The organism is Enterobacter cloacae complex sp. P12RS (genome assembly GCF_014895875.1).
In the GTDB taxonomy this organism is placed as follows: Bacteria; Pseudomonadota; Gammaproteobacteria; order Enterobacterales; family Enterobacteriaceae; genus Enterobacter; species Enterobacter bugandensis.
In genome coordinates, this window is sequence record NZ_JADBQO010000015.1 from 24,216 (window position 1) to 41,146 (window position 16,931).

The following is a 16,931-nucleotide window of genomic DNA, read 5'->3' on the forward strand; positions in this document are numbered from 1 at the left end:
GAGCCGTGATGGCAGGAAACAGTATTGGACAGTTATTCCGCGTGACCACCTTTGGCGAGTCGCACGGGCTGGCGCTGGGCTGTATCGTTGATGGCGTACCGCCAGGCATCGAACTGACCGAAGCAGATTTACAGCACGACCTTGACCGCCGTCGTCCGGGCACCTCTCGCTACACCACGCAGCGTCGCGAGCCGGACCAGGTCAAAATTCTCTCCGGCGTTTTTGAAGGCCGCACCACCGGCACCAGCATTGGTCTGCTGATTGAAAACACCGATCAGCGCTCTCAGGACTACGGTGCTATCAAGGACGTGTTCCGCCCGGGCCATGCCGACTACACCTACGAGCAAAAGTACGGCTTTCGCGACTATCGTGGCGGCGGACGCTCTTCCGCGCGTGAAACCGCGATGCGCGTGGCCGCTGGCGCGATTGCTAAAAAGTATTTGCAGCAGAAATTTGGCATCGTCATTCGCGGCTGTCTGACCCAGATGGGCGACATTCCGCTGGCGATCAAAGACTGGGATCAGGTCGAACAAAACCCGTTCTTCTGCGCCGATGCGGATAAGCTTGACGCCCTGGACGAACTAATGCGCGGCCTGAAAAAAGAGGGCGACTCCATTGGCGCGAAAGTCACCGTGGTGGCAGATGGCGTCCCGGCTGGCTGGGGCGAGCCGGTATTTGACCGTCTCGACGCCGATATCGCCCACGCGCTGATGAGCATCAACGCGGTGAAGGGCGTCGAGATTGGCGACGGCTTCGACGTGGTGGCGCTTCGCGGCAGCCAGAACCGCGACGAAATCACGAAAGCGGGCTTCCAGAGCAACCATGCGGGCGGCATTCTCGGCGGTATCAGCAGTGGACAGCAGATTATTGCCAACATCGCGCTGAAGCCGACCTCAAGCATCACCGTGCCGGGCCACACGATTAACCGCTCAGGCGAAGAAGTTGAGATGATCACCAAAGGTCGTCACGATCCGTGCGTGGGGATCCGCGCGGTGCCGATCGCGGAAGCGATGCTGGCGATCGTGCTGATGGATCACTTCCTGCGCCAGCGCGCGCAGAACGCGGACGTGACGACCACCATTCCACGCTGGTAAACATGAAAAAAACCGCAATTGCTCTGCTGGCGCTGCTGGCCAGTGGAGCCAGTCTGGCCGCCACGCCGTGGCAAAAAATCACCCATCCGGTGGCGGGAAGCGCGCAGTCCATCGGCGCCTTCTCTAACGGCTGTATCGTGGGCGCGCAGGAGCTGCCGCTGCAATCAGATACCTATCAGGTGATGCGTACCGACCAGCGTCGTTACTTCGGCCACCCTGATCTGGTGCTGTTCATTCAGCGACTGGGGAACCAGGTGCATAACCTGGGGCTGGGGACAATGCTGATTGGCGATATGGGGATGCCTGCCGGTGGCCGCTTTAACGGCGGGCACGCCAGCCACCAGACCGGACTGGATGTCGACATCTTCCTGCAGCTGCCGAAAACGCGCTGGACGTCTGCGCAGCTGCTGAAGCCGCAGGCGCTGGATCTGGTGTCGCGCGACGGCAAAAGCGTGGTGCCCTCGCTGTGGACGCGGGAGGTTTCCAGTATGATCAAGCTGGCGGCGGAAGATAACGACGTCACGCGGATTTTCGTCAACCCGGCGATCAAGCAGCAGCTTTGCCTGGATGCGGGGACGGATCGCGACTGGCTGCGCAAAGTGCGCCCGTGGTTCCAGCACCGGGCGCATATGCACGTGCGTCTGCGCTGCCCGGCGAACAGCCTGGAATGTGAAGATCAGCCGCTACCGCCGCCAGGCGATGGCTGTGGTTACGAACTGCAAAGCTGGTTTGAGCCGGCAAAACCTGGAACCTCTAAGCCTGAGAAGAAGACACCGCCTCCGTTGCCGCCTTCCTGCCAGGCGCTACTGGATGAGCATGTACTTTAATGGATAATTTCGTCGATCTGTTTATGGTGTCACCGCTGCTGCTGGTGGTGCTGTTCTTCGTGGCCATGCTGGCCGGTTTTATCGATGCCCTTGCGGGCGGCGGCGGGCTGTTAACCGTGCCCGCGCTGCTGGCGGCAGGCATGAGCCCGGCGCAGGCGCTTGCCACCAATAAGCTGCAGGCCTGCGGCGGCTCGCTTTCGGCGTCGCTCTATTTTATCCGCCGCAAGGTGGTGAATCTCGCCGACCAGAAGCTCAATATCCTGATGACCTTTATCGGCTCAACGTCGGGCGCGCTGCTGGTGCAGCACGTGCAGTCGGATATTTTGCGCCAGATCCTGCCGGTTCTGGTTATCTGCATCGGTCTCTATTTCCTGCTGATGCCTAAGCTCGGTGAGGAAGACCGGGCGCGGCGGCTGCACGGCCTGCCGTTTGCGCTGATTGCCGGTGGCTGCGTCGGCTTTTACGACGGCTTCTTTGGCCCGGGGGCAGGCTCGTTTTACGCGCTGGCGTTCGTGACGCTGGCCGGCTTTAACCTCGCCAAATCCACCGCCCACGCCAAGGTGCTGAATGCGACCTCGAACGTCGGCGGCCTGCTGCTGTTTATCATTGGCGGCAAGGTTATCTGGGCAACCGGGTTTGTGATGATGGCAGGGCAGTTTTTGGGCGCGCGCGCAGGCTCGCGTCTGGTATTAAGCAAAGGGCAAAAACTGATCCGCCCGATGATTGTTGTCGTCTCGGCGGTGATGAGCGCCAAACTTCTTTATGACAGCCATGGACAGGAGATCCTCACCTGGTTGGGGATGAACTAATGAACAGTACGCATAAATACGAACAGCTGATTGAGATCTTCGATAGCTGTTTTGCTGATGATTTTAATACCCGTCTGATTAAAGGCGACGACGAACCGATCTATCTTCCTGCTGATGCAGAGGTTCCGTACAACCGCATCGTCTTTGCCCACGGCTTTTACGCCAGCGGTTTGCACGAGATCTCGCACTGGTGCATCGCGGGGAAAGCGCGTCGCGAGCTGGTGGACTTCGGTTACTGGTACTGTCCGGACGGGCGCGACGCCGCCACCCAGGGCCAGTTTGAAGACGTGGAAGTGAAGCCGCAGGCGCTGGAATGGCTGTTCTGCGTGGCGGCGGGTTTCCCGTTCAACGTGAGCTGTGACAACCTTGAAGGTGACTTTGAGCCAGACCGTATCGTCTTCCAGCGCCGCGTGCATGCGCAGGTGATGGAGTATCTTGAGAAAGGCATCCCGGAACGTCCGGCGCGCCTGATCGAGGCTTTACAGAATTATTACCACACGCCGGAGATCACGGCGGAATGCTTCCCTTGGCCGGAAGATCTTTAACAGAGGAAAGAAGATGATCGCAGAATTTGAATCACGCATTCTGGCGTTAATTGATGACATGGTGGAACACGCCAGTGATGATGAGCTGTTCGCCAGCGGTTATCTGCGTGGTCACCTGACGCTGGCGGTAGCCGAGCTGGAGGCAGGTGACGATCACTCTGCCGACGCCGTTCACGCTGAAGTCACGCGCAGCCTGGAAAAAGCCATTCTGGCCGGGGAGCTCTCTCCGCGCGACCAGTCTCTGGTGCTGGGGATGTGGGACAATTTATTCCAGCAGGCTAAACGCTAAGTAAATGCGTCATCTCCCTCTCCCTGTGGGAGAGGGCCGGGGTGAGGGCACCAGACCGCACCCTACTTAACCATTTTCCCCTTCAGCAGTTTCCGTACCCACAGTCGATTCGGGTTCAGCCCCGCAAGCGTGGTTCTGTCCAGCGGAACAGGCTCATTACTCATTTGCGCGGCTAACGTTTCAGCCAGCAGCGGCGCGGAGCACAATCCTCGCGATCCTAATCCGCCCAGCATGAACAGTTCCGGATAAACCGGGGCACTTACCGCCGTTTCCTTGTTTTCTGCCAGATCCTGATAGAGTTCAAGCGTGGCTTCATAGTCCGGCACGTTTCCCGCCATCGGCAGATGATCGCGGGTCGCGCAGCGCACGCCGCAGCGCGCTTCGCCCTCGCTCACGTCAACCTCTTTCGCCCACGCCGCGTCCGGGAAGCAGTCAATCAGGCGCTGGCGGTTTTGCTGCTGATCCGCTTCGCTGTAGCGCATATCCGCTTCGCCACGATGGTAGCTGGCGCCGATGCAGTGATGTCCGTTAGACGGATTTTGTGGCGTCAGATAGCCGTCATAGCACAGCACCTGGCGCAGCTTGCTCAGTTCGGGCGCGGTTGGGATATGGCTTACCTGGCCGCCGACCGGATAAACCGGCAACGTCTCGGTCTGGATAAACTGGCTGATGTTATGTCCGTTTGCCAGCACAACGCTGGCATGGTGTGCCGCTTTGCCATCAGCAAAATGCAGAGTCCACCGTTCTGACCGGCTAAGCGATTCAACCTTATGAGAATAATGCACCCTCAGCCCGCGTGACTGCGCCAGGCTAATCGCCGCCGCGGTCAGTTCAGCCGGGCACAGCCAGCCGCCGAGCGGATATTGAATGCCGCCACAGCCGGCTTCCACGCCCGCGGTGTCTGCCACCTCTTGCGCACTGACCGCGCGGGCAATCTCCTCCGGCAGACCCAGCGACAGCATCTGGGCGGTTTTTTGCTGGCTCTTTTCATCCCAGCCGAGCTGCGTCACGCCACACCAGTCGTGGTCGAATGCCACTGGCAGCGCGTCGTACAGGCGACGGGCGAAGGTAAAGGCCGCGGGGAAAAACTGGAACAGGGCCGGATCGTGCGAGCTTAAAAGCGGGTAAAGCGCGCCCTGGCGGTTGCCGGACGCGCCGCTGGCTGGTGCCTCGTCAGCGCAGTAGAGCGTCACCTGCCAGCCCCGGTGCAGCAGCGCGAGAGAGAGCAGGGCGCTGGCGATCCCTCCGCCAACGATCGCCACTTCGCGCGATGCGCTGGCGCTGCGCGCAAACCAGGGAGCACGAGCGGGAATGTCCAGCGCCCGTTCCATCGTGCCGACCAGCATGTCGCGCTTGCGGCCAAAGCCTTTGGTCTTCTGCATGGTAAAGCCCGCGTCCTGCAGGCCGCGGCGAACAAAGCCGGCCGAGGTAAAGGTGGCGAGCGTTGCACCGGGACGCGCCAGCCGGGCCATCGCGCTAAACAGATGCTGGCTCCACATGTCCGGGTTCTTGGCGGGCGCAAAGCCGTCAAGGAACCACGCGTCCACCGTCTGGTTCATCGCGTCGTCGAGCGTATCGGTCAGGTCGTTAATATCGCCCAGCCATAAATCCAGCGTCACTCGTCCGCCGTCCAGAATCAGACGGTGGCAGCCGCCGATATGCGGCGGCCACTGCGCCTGAAGCTGCTCCGCCCAGGCTGCAAGCTCCGGCCAGCGCTGGTGGGCGAGCCGCAGATCGTGCGCGGTAAGCGGAAATTTTTCAAAACTGATGAAATGTAATCTTTGTAGCGTAGCCTCGGGGTGTGCAGCGCGAAATCGATCGAACGCCTGCCAGAGAGTCAGAAAATTCAGTCCGGTTCCGAAGCCGCTTTCCGCAACAACGAACAGACTGCGCGGGTGCGCAGGGAAGCGGGCGCTGAGCTGGTTTCCCTCGAAGAAAACATAGCGGGTTTCTTCGAGTCCGTTATCATTAGAAAAGTAGACGTCATCAAAATCTCGGGAAACAGGTGTACCCTCAGCGTTGAATTCGAGGTTGGCGGGTTGTATAGCGTTTTGTTTCACGTAAGTTACTCGTCTGACAGGCAGTGGCACGATCTTAACGATGTGAGTCCATCGGTGCAAATTTCCGCAGAAAATGTCTGATCGGACTTGTTCGGCGTACAAGTGTACGCTATTGTGCGACTCGAAACTTTTTATAGTGCGACTTACAGAGGTATTGAATGAAACGTGCAGTGATTACTGGCCTGGGCATTGTTTCCAGCATCGGTAATAACCAGCAGGAAGTCCTGGCATCTCTGCGTGAAGGACGCTCCGGGATCACTTTCTCTGAAGAGTTTAAAGATTCAGGTATGCGTAGCCACGTATGGGGTAACGTCAAACTGGACACCACCGGTTTGATTGACCGTAAAGTGGTTCGTTTCATGAACGATGCCTCTATTTATGCTTATCTCTCCATGCAGGAAGCGATCAAAGATTCCGGCCTGAGCGAAGAGGTTTATCAGAACAACCCGCGCGTGGGCCTGATTGCCGGCTCCGGCGGTTCCTCTAAAGCGCAGGTATTCGGTGCTGACGCCATGCGCAGCCCGCGTGGTCTGAAAGCGGTAGGTCCGTACGTGGTGACTAAAGCCATGGGTTCTGCGGTTTCCGCGTGCCTGGCGACCCCGTTCAAAATCCACGGTGTGAACTACTCCATCAGCTCCGCGTGTGCGACTTCCGCACACTGTATCGGCAACGCGGTTGAGCAGATCCAGCTGGGTAAACAGGACATCGTATTTGCTGGCGGCGGCGAAGAGCTGGGCTGGGAAATGGCCTGTGAGTTCGACGCGATGGGCGCACTGTCCACCAAGTACAACGAAACCCCAGACAAAGCCTCCCGTACCTATGACGCGCACCGTGACGGTTTCGTCATCGCGGGCGGCGGCGGTATGGTTGTGGTTGAAGAGCTGGAGCACGCGCTGGCGCGCGGCGCGCACATCTACGCTGAGATCGTGGGCTACGGCGCAACGTCCGACGGCGCCGACATGGTTGCGCCATCCGGCGAAGGCGCGGTGCGCTGCATGAAGATGGCGATGCACGGTGTTGATACCCCAATCGACTACCTGAACTCCCACGGTACCTCTACTCCGGTAGGTGACGTGAAAGAGCTGGGGGCGATCCGCGAAGTGTTCGGCGACAACAGCCCGGCTATTTCTGCCACCAAAGCCATGACCGGTCACTCTCTGGGTGCGGCGGGCGTGCAGGAAGCGATCTACTCTCTGCTGATGCTGGAAAACGGCTTTATCGCCCCAAGCATCAACATCGACGAGATGGACGAGCAGGCGGCTGGCCTGAACATCGTGACCAAACCAACGGAAGCGACGCTGACCACCGTGATGTCCAACAGCTTCGGCTTCGGCGGCACCAACGCCACGCTGGTTATGCGCAAGCTGAAAGCATAAGCGTTTGAATGTATAATAGAAGGGAGCCGGAAGGCTCCCTTTTTTTATGCCTGAACACGGAGTTATGCATGAAGGCTGTTACCCCCGAGAAGGGCACTCCTTCCGGGAACCTTTCTCTTTTCCGCATCGCCTTTGCGGTATTCCTGACCTACATGACCGTTGGCCTGCCGCTGCCGGTGATCCCACTGTTCGTTCATCAGGAACTCGGCTATGGCAACACTATGGTCGGCATTGCTGTGGGCATTCAGTTTTTAGCCACGGTATTAACCCGCGGCTACGCAGGACGGCTGGCCGATCAGCACGGTGCAAAACGCTCGGCGCTGCAGGGCATGTTTGCCTGCGGTCTGGCGGGGGGCGCGTGGCTGCTGGCCGCTCTCCTGCCGGTCGACGCCGCGTATAAATTTGCGCTGCTGGTGGTGGGCCGTTTAATCCTTGGCTTCGGTGAAAGCCAGCTGCTGACCGGTACCCTGACCTGGGGGATGGGGCTGGTGGGGCCTGCGCGCTCCGGCAAAGTGATGTCATGGAACGGGATGGCGATTTATGGCGCACTGGCTGCAGGCGCGCCGCTGGGTTTGCTGATCCACAGCCAGTTTGGTTTTGCGGTACTGGCAGCAACCACCATAGTTTTACCGCTGCTGGCGTGGGCTTTTAACGGTTCGGTACGCAAGGTGCCCGCCCATAAAGGCGAACGTCCTTCGCTGTGGAGTGTGGTGGGGCAAATCTGGCAGCCAGGTCTCGGGCTGGCGCTTCAGGGCGTGGGGTTTGCGGTGATTGGCACCTTCGTCTCTCTCTATTTCATGAGCCGCGGCTGGGCAATGGCGGGCTTTACGCTGACGGCCTTTGGCGGCGCGTTTGTCCTGATGCGTGTCCTGTTCGGCTGGATGCCGGATCGCTTTGGCGGCGTGAAGGTGGCGGTGGCGTCGCTGGTGATTGAAACCGTTGGGCTGGTGTTGCTCTGGCAGGCGCCGGTCGCCTCCGTTGCGCTGCTTGGTGCGGCGTTAACCGGCTGCGGCTGCTCGCTGATCTTCCCGGCGCTGGGCGTTGAGGTGGTGAAGCGCGTGGCGCCGCAGGTCCGCGGTACGGCGCTGGGCGGCTATGCGGCGTTTCAGGATATCTCATACGGCGTAACCGGGCCGCTGGCGGGTCTGTTAGCCACTTCGTTTGGCTACCCGTCCGTCTTCCTGGCGGGCGCGGTTTCTGCGGTGGTGGGGATCGTGGTGACGCTGGTGGCGTTTCGCAGAAATTAACTGTTGTCGCCGGGTGGCGGCTGCGCCTTACCCGGCCTACGGTTCGAGCCGTTGTAGGCCCGGTATGCGTAGCGCCACCGGGCAAATCCTCAGGCAACCAGCCAGAAAATCGCCAGCGCAATCAATAATGCAATCAACATTAATCCCGGGCGGGCAGAGAGCGTTCTGAACGTCTCCACAACGGGCGCAAACAGCGGGCTGTAGATCGGCTGAACGTTTCTTACCTCCGGCACGCCGCCTTCCCGCTCGGCGCGGCGAACAAAGATCTGATTCAGCACATCCTGCACCTGCGCGGTGGTCAGTACCGTTTGCGGCGTGGCCTGCCAGTTCTGCTGGGCGTAATCCCGAATCACCTCGAACTCGTGCGGTTCCAGCGGCTGTTTAAGCGCCGCCTGAACGGTATGCAGGGTAGGGGCGCTCTGGGTGCTGAGCGTCTGGCGCGCCTGGAGCCAGGTCACCAGATGGGTAAACTGTTTGGCCGGAATCAGCTCGCCCGCCTTCACGCCGGACAGTTCCAGCATGGATTGCCAGATAAGCTTCGTCGACTCGCCGGTGGCGGCGGCCAGTTTGGTCACCATCTGGTTCAGCGTGTTGTGCTCGGCAGGCTGCAGCGGGCGCTCGGTTGAGGGGCGCACCTGAGGCTGCGGAATAGACAACTGATTGTTCTGCAACAGCGTCAGCACGGTTTTAAGCTGGTCTGGCGTCAGCTGGCTCAGGGCGGTCTGGCCATACTGCTGACGGATAAAGTCACTGACAGCCTGACGGTTATTTCCCTGGCCCAGCAGCTCGGTCAACTGCGTGACAATCTGACGCGTGGTGTGGTTCTGCTGCGCGGTCGTAATACGCTGGTTGAGATTTTGCTCGGCGGCAGGGAAATGGCGCGACTGCAGCGGTGCGTCGTTCCTCACGCCTAAATCATGCTTTACCCCGGCCCAGACTTCCGCGTTTTGCTGCGAAGTCAGCGCTATCAGGCGCGTGATCAGTCGCTCCAGCACGGTGCGCTGTTGCGTGGATAGTGGCTGTTCACCGGCAACGTTTGGCGTGACAGGGCCTTCACCCGGAGGGCGTGGCGGCGTACCTGAAATGGGCTGCATCGTCAAAAATCCTTAAAGTCAAAACTCAGCGTAAACCCGGCATACGTATATGCCTGGCGGCCAGATTATGGCACACTTGGCAGGTTTTCTTCCTCTCAAACAGGTACTCAGACGTGAAAATCCTCGTTGATGAAAATATGCCTTACGCCCGCGAGCTGTTTAGCCGCCTCGGCGACGTTAAGGCTGTCCCTGGTCGCCCGATCCCGGTTAACGAACTGGATGACGCAGACGCGCTGATGGTGCGCTCGGTGACCAAAGTAAATGAGGCGTTGCTTGCCGGTAAAGCGATTAAGTTTGTCGGAACCGCAACGGCAGGGACCGATCATGTGGATGATCAGTGGCTGAAGCAGGCCGGAATCGGTTTTTCCGCCGCGCCGGGCTGTAACGCCATTGCCGTCGTGGAATACGTTTTCTCCTCGCTGCTGATGCTGGCCGAGCGCGATGGTTTTGCGCTGAAAGACCGCACCGTGGGAATTGTCGGCGTGGGTAACGTCGGCGGACGTCTGCAAAAGCGCCTTGAAGCGTTAGGTATCCGTACGCTGCTGTGCGATCCGCCGCGTAAAGACAACGGTGACGACGAGGATTTCCGCGCGCTGGATGAGCTGGTTGAACAGTGCGATGTGCTGACGTTCCACACGCCGCTGTTTAAAGAGGGGCCGTATAAGTCCCTGCATCTGGCGGACGAGGCGCTGATTCGCCGTCTGAAGGCTGGCACTATTCTGATTAATGCCTGCCGTGGCCCGGTGGTGGATAATGCCGCGCTGCTGAAATGTCTGAATGAAGGACACGATCTCAGCGTGGTGCTGGACGTCTGGGAGCCGGAGCCGGATCTCAACGTTGAGCTGCTGAACAAGGTTGACGTTGCCACCGCGCATATTGCGGGCTATACGCTTGAAGGCAAAGCGCGCGGCACGACGCAGGTGTTTGAAGCCTACAGCGCCTTTATCGGCCATCCGCAGCAGGTGGCGCTTGATACTTTACTCCCCGCGCCTGAATTTGGCCGCATTACCCTGCATGGCCCGCTCGATCAGGCAACGCTGAAAAGGCTGGTGCATTTGGTGTATGATGTGCGCCGCGACGATGCGCTGCTGCGTAAGGTGGCGGGGATCCCGGGTGAATTTGATAAGCTGCGCAAGAACTACGTTGAGCGCCGCGAGTGGTCTTCCCTGTATGTGATGTGCGACGACGCAGCGGCTGCGACGTTGCTCAAGAAACTGGGTTTTAACGCCGTTCATCACCCGGCGCATTAATGTCTTCTTAATGCTCCCTGTCGGATACGCCGACAGGGACGCTTTTTTATTTCTGGAGTAAACCACCATGTCTGAAGGCTGGAACATTGCCATTTTAGGTGCCACGGGTGCCGTGGGCGAAGCCCTGCTCGAAACTCTTGCCGAGCGTCAGTTCCCGGTGGGAGATATCTATGCGCTGGCGCGCACCGACAGCGCGGGCGAACATCTGCGCTTTGGCGGTAAATCCGTGATGGTTCAGGATGCGGCCGCGTTTGACTGGACCCAGGCGCAGTTGGCGTTTTTTGCCGCAGGTGCTGAAGCCACGGCGTCTTATATTGAAGAGGCGACCAATTCGGGCTGTCTGGTGATCGACCTGAGCGGTCTGTTCTCCCTGGAGCCGGACGTGCCGCTGGTGGTCCCGGACGTCAATCCGTTTGTGCTGGCTGACTACCGCAACCGTAACGTTATCGCGGTACCGAACAGCCTGACCAGCCAGCTGTTGACTGCCCTGAAACCGCTGATTGACGACGGCGGCCTGTCGCGCATTACCGTCACCAGTCTGCTGTCCGCGTCGGCGAACGGTAAAAAGGCCGTTGACGCGCTGGCCGGGCAGAGTGCGAAGCTGCTGAATGGCATCCCGATCGACGAAGATGATTTCTTTGGCCGCCAGTTGGCGTTCAACATGCTGCCGCTGCTGCCGGATCGTGAAGGTTCCGTGCGCGAAGAGCGTCGTCTCGTCGACGAAGCGCGCAAGATTCTGCAGGACGAGGGGCTGATGATTTCCGCCAGCGTCGTACAGTCCCCGGTCTTCTACGGCCACGCGCAGATGGTCGGTTTTGAAGCCCTGCGCCCGCTGGCGGCAGAGGAAGCGCGCGACGCGTTTGGCCGCGGTGAAGATATCGTCCTTTCTGAAGAGAGCGAGTTCCCGACCCAGGTGGGCGACGCCACCGGCAGCGCGCATCTTTCCGTTGGCTGTGTGCGTAACGACTACGGTATGCCGGAGCAGGTTCAGTTCTGGTCCGTTGCCGATAACGTTCGCTTTGGCGGCGCGCTGATGGCGGTCAAGATCGCCGAGAAGCTGGTGCAGGAGTATCTGTACTGATGTCCGAAGTGGATCAAAAGCCGGTTCATAAAATTGCCCTCGGTATTGAGTACGATGGCAGTAAATATTATGGCTGGCAGCGTCAGAATGAGGTGCGCAGTGTTCAGGAAAAGCTGGAGAAAGCGCTCTCTCAAGTGGCAAACGAGCCGATAAACGTCCTGTGCGCGGGGCGTACGGACGCGGGTGTTCATGGCACGGGGCAGGTGGTTCACTTTGAAACCACCGCCGTGCGTAAGGATGCCGCCTGGACGCTGGGTGTAAATGCGAATTTACCTGGTGACATCGCGGTGCGTTGGGTGAAAGCTGTGCCGGATGATTTTCACGCGCGCTTTAGCGCAACGGCGCGTCGCTATCGCTATGTCATCTACAACCAGCGTCTGCGCCCGGCGGTGTTAAGCCAGGGTGTGACGCATTTTTATGAACCGCTCGATGCAGAACGTATGCATCGCGCGGCGCAGTGTCTGATTGGTGAAAATGACTTTACGTCGTTTCGTGCGGTGCAGTGTCAGTCCCGTACGCCGTGGCGTAACGTCATGCACATTAACGTCAGTCGTTATGGCGCGTATGTGGTGGTGGATATCAAAGCCAATGCCTTTGTACATCATATGGTGCGGAATATTGTAGGCAGCCTGATGGAAGTGGGCGCCGGACACCAGCCGGAGAGCTGGATTGCAGAACTGCTGGCAGCGAAGGACAGAACGCTTGCGGCAGCAACGGCGAAAGCGGAAGGGCTTTATCTGGTCTCGGTAGACTATCCGGATCGGTTTGACCTGCCAAAACCGCCAATGGGCCCGCTGTTTTTAGCGGACTAAACAAAGGTGCAATTAAGGCTTAGACAATATGGACGTAATACGTTTTCTGATTGATTTCATTCTGCATATTGATGTTCACCTGGCGGAGCTGGTCGCGCAGTACGGCGTCTGGGTTTACGCCATTCTGTTCCTGATTCTGTTCTGTGAAACCGGTCTGGTCGTTACCCCGTTCCTGCCGGGAGACTCGCTGCTGTTTGTGGCCGGTGCGTTGTCGGCGCTGCCCACCAATGATTTGAACGTGCATCTGATGGTGGTGTTGATGGTGATTGCCGCGATTGTCGGGGATGCGGTCAACTATACGATTGGCCGAGTGTTCGGTGAGCGGTTGTTCAGTAATCCGGACTCGAAAATTTTCCGCCGCAGCTATTTAGACAAGACCCATGCCTTCTATGAACGTCATGGCGGAAAAACCATTATCCTTGCGCGTTTTGTGCCTATTGTGCGCACATTTGCGCCGTTTGTGGCGGGAATGGGCCATATGTCCTATCGTCATTTTGCAATGTATAACGTGGTGGGCGCACTGCTTTGGGTGTTGCTCTTTACCTATGCAGGCTATCTGTTTGGCGACTTGCCAGTGGTTCAGGAAAACCTTAAGTTACTGATTGTAGCGATTATTGTGCTTTCCGTTCTGCCGGGTGTTATCGAAATCATTCGTCACAAACGCGCGGCAGCAAAGCAAGCGAAGTAAATGCACGCTGGCGGTTCGACCACTTTTTTATCCAAAGTTTCGGGCTGTTATGTTTTAATGTGCAACATTCATGGTCTGTTGGAGGCAAAAATGGCATTATTCGCCTCTTATAGCAAAACTGGCATACGACCAGGTTCAGGCAGAAAGGTTATCAATGAGCTGGATTGAACGAATTAAAAGCAACATTACCCCGACGCGCAAAGCGAGCATTCCTGAAGGGGTATGGACGAAGTGTGATAGCTGCGGCCAGGTTCTGTATCGCGCAGAGCTGGAACGCAATCTCGAGGTGTGTCCGAAGTGTGACCACCACATGCGTATGTCGGCGCGCAACCGCCTGCATAGCCTGCTGGACGAAGGTTCTCTGGTAGAACTGGGCAGCGAGCTTGAGCCAAAAGACGTGCTGAAGTTCCGCGATTCCAAAAAATACAAAGATCGTCTGGCCTCTGCACAGAAAGAGACCGGCGAGAAAGACGCGCTGATCGTCATGAAGGGCACCCTGCACGAGATGCCGGTGGTTGCCGCTGCGTTTGAGTTCTCCTTTATGGGCGGCTCAATGGGCTCCGTGGTCGGCGCGCGTTTCGTGCGTGCCGTAGAGCAGGCGCTGGAAGACAACTGCCCGCTGATCTGCTTCTCCGCCTCCGGTGGTGCGCGTATGCAGGAAGCGCTGATGTCTCTGATGCAGATGGCGAAAACCTCTGCAGCGCTGGCGAAAATGCAGGAGCGCGGTCTGCCGTACATCTCCGTGCTGACCGACCCAACCATGGGTGGCGTCTCCGCAAGCTTCGCGATGCTGGGTGACCTGAACATCGCTGAGCCAAAAGCGCTGATCGGCTTTGCCGGTCCTCGCGTCATCGAGCAGACCGTTCGTGAAAAACTGCCGCCGGGCTTCCAGCGCAGTGAGTTCCTCATTGAGAAAGGCGCTATCGATATGATCGTCCGCCGTCCGGAAATGCGCCTGAAACTGGCCAGCATTCTGGCGAAGCTGATGAATCTGCCAGCGCCTAACCCGGATGAGCCGCGCGAAGGCGTGGTGGTACCGGATCAGGAACCCGAGGCCTGATAACTGAAAAGGGCAGGGCCAGATGGCGCTGCCCTTTTGCTTTATAACCTGTTAATGACAACCGGGCATTATGGAAAATAAAAGCATTCCCCAAGCCACGTCGCCCCTGGCCGCGTGGCTTTCTTATCTGGAAAACCTGCACAGTAAAACCATCGATATGGGCCTTGAGCGCGTAAGCCAGGTTGCCGCGCGTCTCGACGTGCTGAAACCGGCTCCGTTCGTGTTCACCGTTGCAGGTACTAACGGTAAAGGGACGACCTGCCGCACACTGGAGTCAGTCCTGATGGCGGCGGGGTACAAGGTTGGCGTTTACAGCTCACCGCATCTGGTGCGCTATACCGAGCGCGTGCGGGTGCAGAACACCGAGCTGGCGGAATCTGCCCATACGGCGTCGTTCGCGGCTATCGAAGCGGCGCGCGGGGAAACCTCATTAACCTATTTTGAATACGGCACCCTGTCGGCGCTGTGGCTGTTCAAACAGGCGCAGCTGGACGTGGTGATCCTGGAAGTGGGGCTGGGCGGGCGTCTGGATGCCACCAATATGGTGGATGCGGACGTGGCGGTGGTCACCAGCATCGCGCTGGATCATACCGACTGGCTGGGCCCGGACCGTGAAAGCATTGGCCGCGAAAAGGCCGGTATTTTCCGGGCGAATAAGCCCGCCGTGGTGGGCGAGCCGGACATGCCGCATACCATTGCCGACGTGGCGAAAGAGAAGGGCGCACATCTGTTGCGCCGAGGCGTTGACTGGCAGTATGAGGTGCAGGGCAACGGCTGGCGCTTCAGCGATGCGCAGGGCGTGCTGGAGAATCTGCCGCTGCCGCAGGTGCCACAGCCTAACGCGGCAACCGCGCTGGCGGCACTGCGCGCCAGCGGATTAGCTGTAAGTGAGCAGGCGATCCGTGACGGCATTCAGAATGCGCTGCTGCCGGGTCGTTTCCAGATAGTCAGCGAGTCACCGCGTCTGATTCTGGATGTGGCGCACAACCCGCATGCGGCGGCGTATCTCGCAGGACGTCTCAAATCGTTACCAAAAACCGGGCGCGTGCTGGCGGTTATCGGTATGCTTCATGATAAAGATATCGGCGGCACGCTGGCCTGCATGGAGAGTGTGGTCGATAGCTGGTATTGTGCTCCTCTGGAGGGGCCGCGCGGTGCGACTGCTGAGCAGTTGATGGAACATCTCGGCAAAGGTGCAATCTACAGTAGCGTGGCGCAGGCCTGGCATGCCGCGATGGCGGATGCTAAACCAGAAGATACCGTGCTGGTGTGTGGCTCTTTCCACACGGTGGCACATGTCATGGAAGTGATGGACGCGGGGAGAACCGGTGGCGAGTAAGTTTCAGAACCGTTTAACAGGAACCATTGTGCTGGTCGCGCTCGGGGTGATTATTCTTCCCGGGCTGCTCGACGGGCAGAAAAAACATTATCAGGACGAGTTTGCAGCCATTCCGCTGGTGCCGAAGCCGGGCGACCGCGATGAGCCGGATATGCTGCCTGCGGCGACCCAGGCGCTGCCTGCTCAGCCGCCTGAAGGGGCGGCGGAAGAAGTTCGCGCGGGCGATGCCGCTGCACCGTCACTCGACCCGTCGCGTCTGGCGGCGAATAACAACATCGAGATCGATCCGGTACCGGTAGAGAAGCCTAAGCCTGTTGAAAAACCGAAGCCGGTAGAGAAACCGCAGCCGAAGCCTCAGCAACAGCGAGATAAAGCAGCAGAGCAGCTGGCTGCAGCGTCTGAAACTCCACCACCTGCGAAGCAAGACGCAGCGCCGACCGGCAAAGCCTACGTTGTGCAGCTGGGGGCGCTGAAAAACGCCGATAAAGTCAACGAGGTTGTGGGTAAACTGCGCAGCGCGGGCTATCGCGTTTACACTTCACCTTCCACGCCGGTACAGGGTAAAATTACCCGTATCCTCGTGGGGCCGGAGGCGTCGAAAGACAAGCTGAAAGGGTCGCTGGGCGAGCTGAAGCAGATCTCCGGGCTGAGTGGTGTGGTGATGAGCTACAGCGCGAACTAAGTACGACCTGCTCCTTTAGAGAGAGGCGATAAGCCACGGCGTTGAACATTTTTTCAGCGCCTTTTTTATTTACGCGCGGGAAGGAAATCCCTACGCAAACGTTTTCTTTTTCTGTTAGAATTCGCCCCGAACTGGATGACAGGGCGTTTAATCGTGGGACACATATGGTCTGGATTGATTACGCCATCATTGCGGTGATTGGTTTTTCCTGTCTGGTTAGCCTGATCCGTGGCTTTGTTCGTGAAGCGTTATCGCTGGTAACCTGGGGTTGTGCTTTCTTTGTTGCCAGTCATTACTACACTTACCTGTCTGTCTGGTTCACGGGCTTTGAAGATGAACTGGTCCGAAATGGAATCGCCATCGCGGTGCTGTTTATCGCGACGCTGATTGTTGGCGCTATCGTGAATTATGTGATAGGTCAGCTGGTCGAGAAAACCGGTCTGTCAGGAACGGACAGGGTACTCGGGATCTGTTTCGGGGCATTACGAGGCGTGCTGATTGTGGCCGCGATCCTGTTCTTCCTGGATACCTTCACCGGGTTCTCCAAAAGCGAAGACTGGCAAAAATCGCAGCTCATTCCAGAGTTCAGCTTCATCATCAGATGGTTCTTTGACTATCTGCAAAGCTCGTCGAGTTTTTTGCCCAGGGCATAAACCCTGAGATGTGGCTTAACGAGGA

The 16,931-nt window shown here is 58.5% G+C and carries 17 protein-coding genes; 15 read left to right on the plus strand and 2 right to left on the minus strand.

The genetic code is table 11. From position 1 onward, the window contains the following. Positions 1–8 precede the first annotated feature (8 nt). From aroC to IM284_RS10715, 5 genes are read left to right on the plus strand one after another with little or no spacing between them, the layout of a single operon-like run. Positions 9–1,094, plus strand: a complete 1,086-nt coding sequence (aroC, locus tag IM284_RS10695) for a chorismate synthase (protein ID WP_028013970.1) — start codon at positions 9–11, stop codon at positions 1,092–1,094. 2 nt (positions 1,095–1,096) lie between these two features. Further along, positions 1,097–1,921, plus strand: coding sequence for a penicillin-insensitive murein endopeptidase (gene mepA / locus IM284_RS10700; RefSeq protein ID WP_060571938.1), 825 nt, complete (start codon positions 1,097–1,099; stop codon positions 1,919–1,921). Next, positions 1,921–2,730, plus strand: a complete 810-nt coding sequence (locus tag IM284_RS10705) for a sulfite exporter TauE/SafE family protein (protein WP_028013968.1) — start codon at positions 1,921–1,923, stop codon at positions 2,728–2,730. Before mepA ends, IM284_RS10705 begins: the two co-directional genes overlap by 1 nt. Beyond that, positions 2,730–3,275: an elongation factor P hydroxylase gene (locus IM284_RS10710; protein WP_045259677.1), complete on the plus strand. Its 546-nt coding sequence runs from the start codon at positions 2,730–2,732 to the stop codon at positions 3,273–3,275. The genes IM284_RS10705 and IM284_RS10710 overlap by 1 nt, the downstream gene beginning before the upstream one ends. A 13-nt stretch (positions 3,276–3,288) precedes the next feature. Then, positions 3,289–3,564 (plus strand): YfcL family protein, encoded by a 276-nt coding sequence (locus tag IM284_RS10715; protein WP_028013966.1) that lies wholly within the window; start codon positions 3,289–3,291, stop codon positions 3,562–3,564. Positions 3,565–3,626: 62 nt separating this feature from the next. Here IM284_RS10715 and mnmC read toward each other — a convergent pair whose 3' ends face one another. Continuing rightward, complete coding sequence (gene mnmC, locus IM284_RS10720) at positions 3,627–5,624, minus strand: bifunctional tRNA (5-methylaminomethyl-2-thiouridine)(34)-methyltransferase MnmD/FAD-dependent 5-carboxymethylaminomethyl-2-thiouridine(34) oxidoreductase MnmC (RefSeq protein WP_193055810.1); 1,998 nt, start codon at positions 5,622–5,624, stop codon at positions 3,627–3,629. Positions 5,625–5,782: 158 nt separating this feature from the next. Here mnmC and fabB point away from each other — a divergent pair, with 158 nt between their 5' ends. Together fabB and IM284_RS10730 are read left to right on the plus strand one after the other, a co-directional pair. Beyond that, positions 5,783–7,000 (plus strand): beta-ketoacyl-ACP synthase I, encoded by a 1,218-nt coding sequence (gene fabB / locus IM284_RS10725; RefSeq protein WP_023336433.1) that lies wholly within the window; start codon positions 5,783–5,785, stop codon positions 6,998–7,000. Positions 7,001–7,068: 68 nt separating this feature from the next. Next, positions 7,069–8,247, plus strand: a complete 1,179-nt coding sequence (locus tag IM284_RS10730) for an MFS transporter (RefSeq protein ID WP_047367999.1) — start codon at positions 7,069–7,071, stop codon at positions 8,245–8,247. Between the two features lie 89 nt (positions 8,248–8,336). Here the strand turns inward: IM284_RS10730 and flk are convergent, their stop codons facing one another. After that, on the minus strand, positions 8,337–9,341 hold the full coding sequence (gene flk, locus IM284_RS10735; RefSeq protein ID WP_028013964.1) for a flagella biosynthesis regulator Flk: 1,005 nt from the start codon (positions 9,339–9,341) through the stop codon (positions 8,337–8,339). 113 nt (positions 9,342–9,454) lie between these two features. Between flk and pdxB the strand changes: the two genes are divergently transcribed. From pdxB to cvpA, 8 genes are all read left to right on the plus strand, one after another. Next, complete coding sequence (gene pdxB / locus IM284_RS10740; protein ID WP_045631484.1) at positions 9,455–10,591, plus strand: 4-phosphoerythronate dehydrogenase PdxB; 1,137 nt, start codon at positions 9,455–9,457, stop codon at positions 10,589–10,591. Between the two features lie 67 nt (positions 10,592–10,658). Continuing rightward, complete coding sequence (locus IM284_RS10745) at positions 10,659–11,672, plus strand: aspartate-semialdehyde dehydrogenase (RefSeq protein WP_028013962.1); 1,014 nt, start codon at positions 10,659–10,661, stop codon at positions 11,670–11,672. After that, entirely contained in the window at positions 11,672–12,484 is an 813-nt protein-coding gene (gene truA / locus IM284_RS10750) for a tRNA pseudouridine(38-40) synthase TruA (RefSeq protein WP_028013961.1), read from the plus strand. Before IM284_RS10745 ends, truA begins: the two co-directional genes overlap by 1 nt. 28 nt (positions 12,485–12,512) lie before the next feature. Next, on the plus strand, positions 12,513–13,172 hold the full coding sequence (locus IM284_RS10755) for a DedA family protein (RefSeq protein WP_008502599.1): 660 nt from the start codon (positions 12,513–12,515) through the stop codon (positions 13,170–13,172). 154 nt (positions 13,173–13,326) lie between these two features. Next, positions 13,327–14,232 carry an acetyl-CoA carboxylase, carboxyltransferase subunit beta gene (gene accD / locus IM284_RS10760; RefSeq protein WP_003861408.1) on the plus strand — a complete coding sequence of 302 codons (906 nt, stop codon included), beginning with the start codon at positions 13,327–13,329 and terminating at the stop codon, positions 14,230–14,232. A 70-nt stretch (positions 14,233–14,302) separates the two neighbouring features. Then, positions 14,303–15,571, plus strand: a complete 1,269-nt coding sequence (gene folC, locus IM284_RS10765) for a bifunctional tetrahydrofolate synthase/dihydrofolate synthase (RefSeq protein WP_028013959.1) — start codon at positions 14,303–14,305, stop codon at positions 15,569–15,571. Beyond that, positions 15,561–16,253, plus strand: a complete 693-nt coding sequence (gene dedD / locus IM284_RS10770; protein ID WP_045259684.1) for a cell division protein DedD — start codon at positions 15,561–15,563, stop codon at positions 16,251–16,253. The genes folC and dedD overlap by 11 nt, the downstream gene beginning before the upstream one ends. A 164-nt stretch (positions 16,254–16,417) precedes the next feature. Further along, positions 16,418–16,906, plus strand: coding sequence for a colicin V production protein (gene cvpA, locus IM284_RS10775; RefSeq protein ID WP_000262116.1), 489 nt, complete (start codon positions 16,418–16,420; stop codon positions 16,904–16,906). Positions 16,907–16,931: the final 25 nt, after the last annotated feature.

Coding starts and splice junctions, on each gene's coding strand:
- mepA (WP_060571938.1), top strand. CDS start 1,097: ATGAAAAAAACCGCAATTGCTCTGCTGGCGCTGCTGGCCAGTGGAGCC.
- IM284_RS10705 (WP_028013968.1), top strand. CDS start 1,921: ATGGATAATTTCGTCGATCTGTTTATGGTGTCACCGCTGCTGCTGGTG.
- aroC (WP_028013970.1), top strand. CDS start 9: ATGGCAGGAAACAGTATTGGACAGTTATTCCGCGTGACCACCTTTGGC.
- cvpA (WP_000262116.1), top strand. CDS start 16,418: ATGGTCTGGATTGATTACGCCATCATTGCGGTGATTGGTTTTTCCTGT.
- folC (WP_028013959.1), top strand. CDS start 14,303: ATGGAAAATAAAAGCATTCCCCAAGCCACGTCGCCCCTGGCCGCGTGG.
- fabB (WP_023336433.1), top strand. CDS start 5,783: ATGAAACGTGCAGTGATTACTGGCCTGGGCATTGTTTCCAGCATCGGT.
- IM284_RS10710 (WP_045259677.1), top strand. CDS start 2,730: ATGAACAGTACGCATAAATACGAACAGCTGATTGAGATCTTCGATAGC.
- truA (WP_028013961.1), top strand. CDS start 11,672: ATGTCCGAAGTGGATCAAAAGCCGGTTCATAAAATTGCCCTCGGTATT.
- IM284_RS10755 (WP_008502599.1), top strand. CDS start 12,513: ATGGACGTAATACGTTTTCTGATTGATTTCATTCTGCATATTGATGTT.
- accD (WP_003861408.1), top strand. CDS start 13,327: ATGAGCTGGATTGAACGAATTAAAAGCAACATTACCCCGACGCGCAAA.
- IM284_RS10730 (WP_047367999.1), top strand. CDS start 7,069: ATGAAGGCTGTTACCCCCGAGAAGGGCACTCCTTCCGGGAACCTTTCT.
- IM284_RS10745 (WP_028013962.1), top strand. CDS start 10,659: ATGTCTGAAGGCTGGAACATTGCCATTTTAGGTGCCACGGGTGCCGTG.
- IM284_RS10715 (WP_028013966.1), top strand. CDS start 3,289: ATGATCGCAGAATTTGAATCACGCATTCTGGCGTTAATTGATGACATG.
- flk (WP_028013964.1), bottom strand. CDS start 9,341: ATGCAGCCCATTTCAGGTACGCCGCCACGCCCTCCGGGTGAAGGCCCT.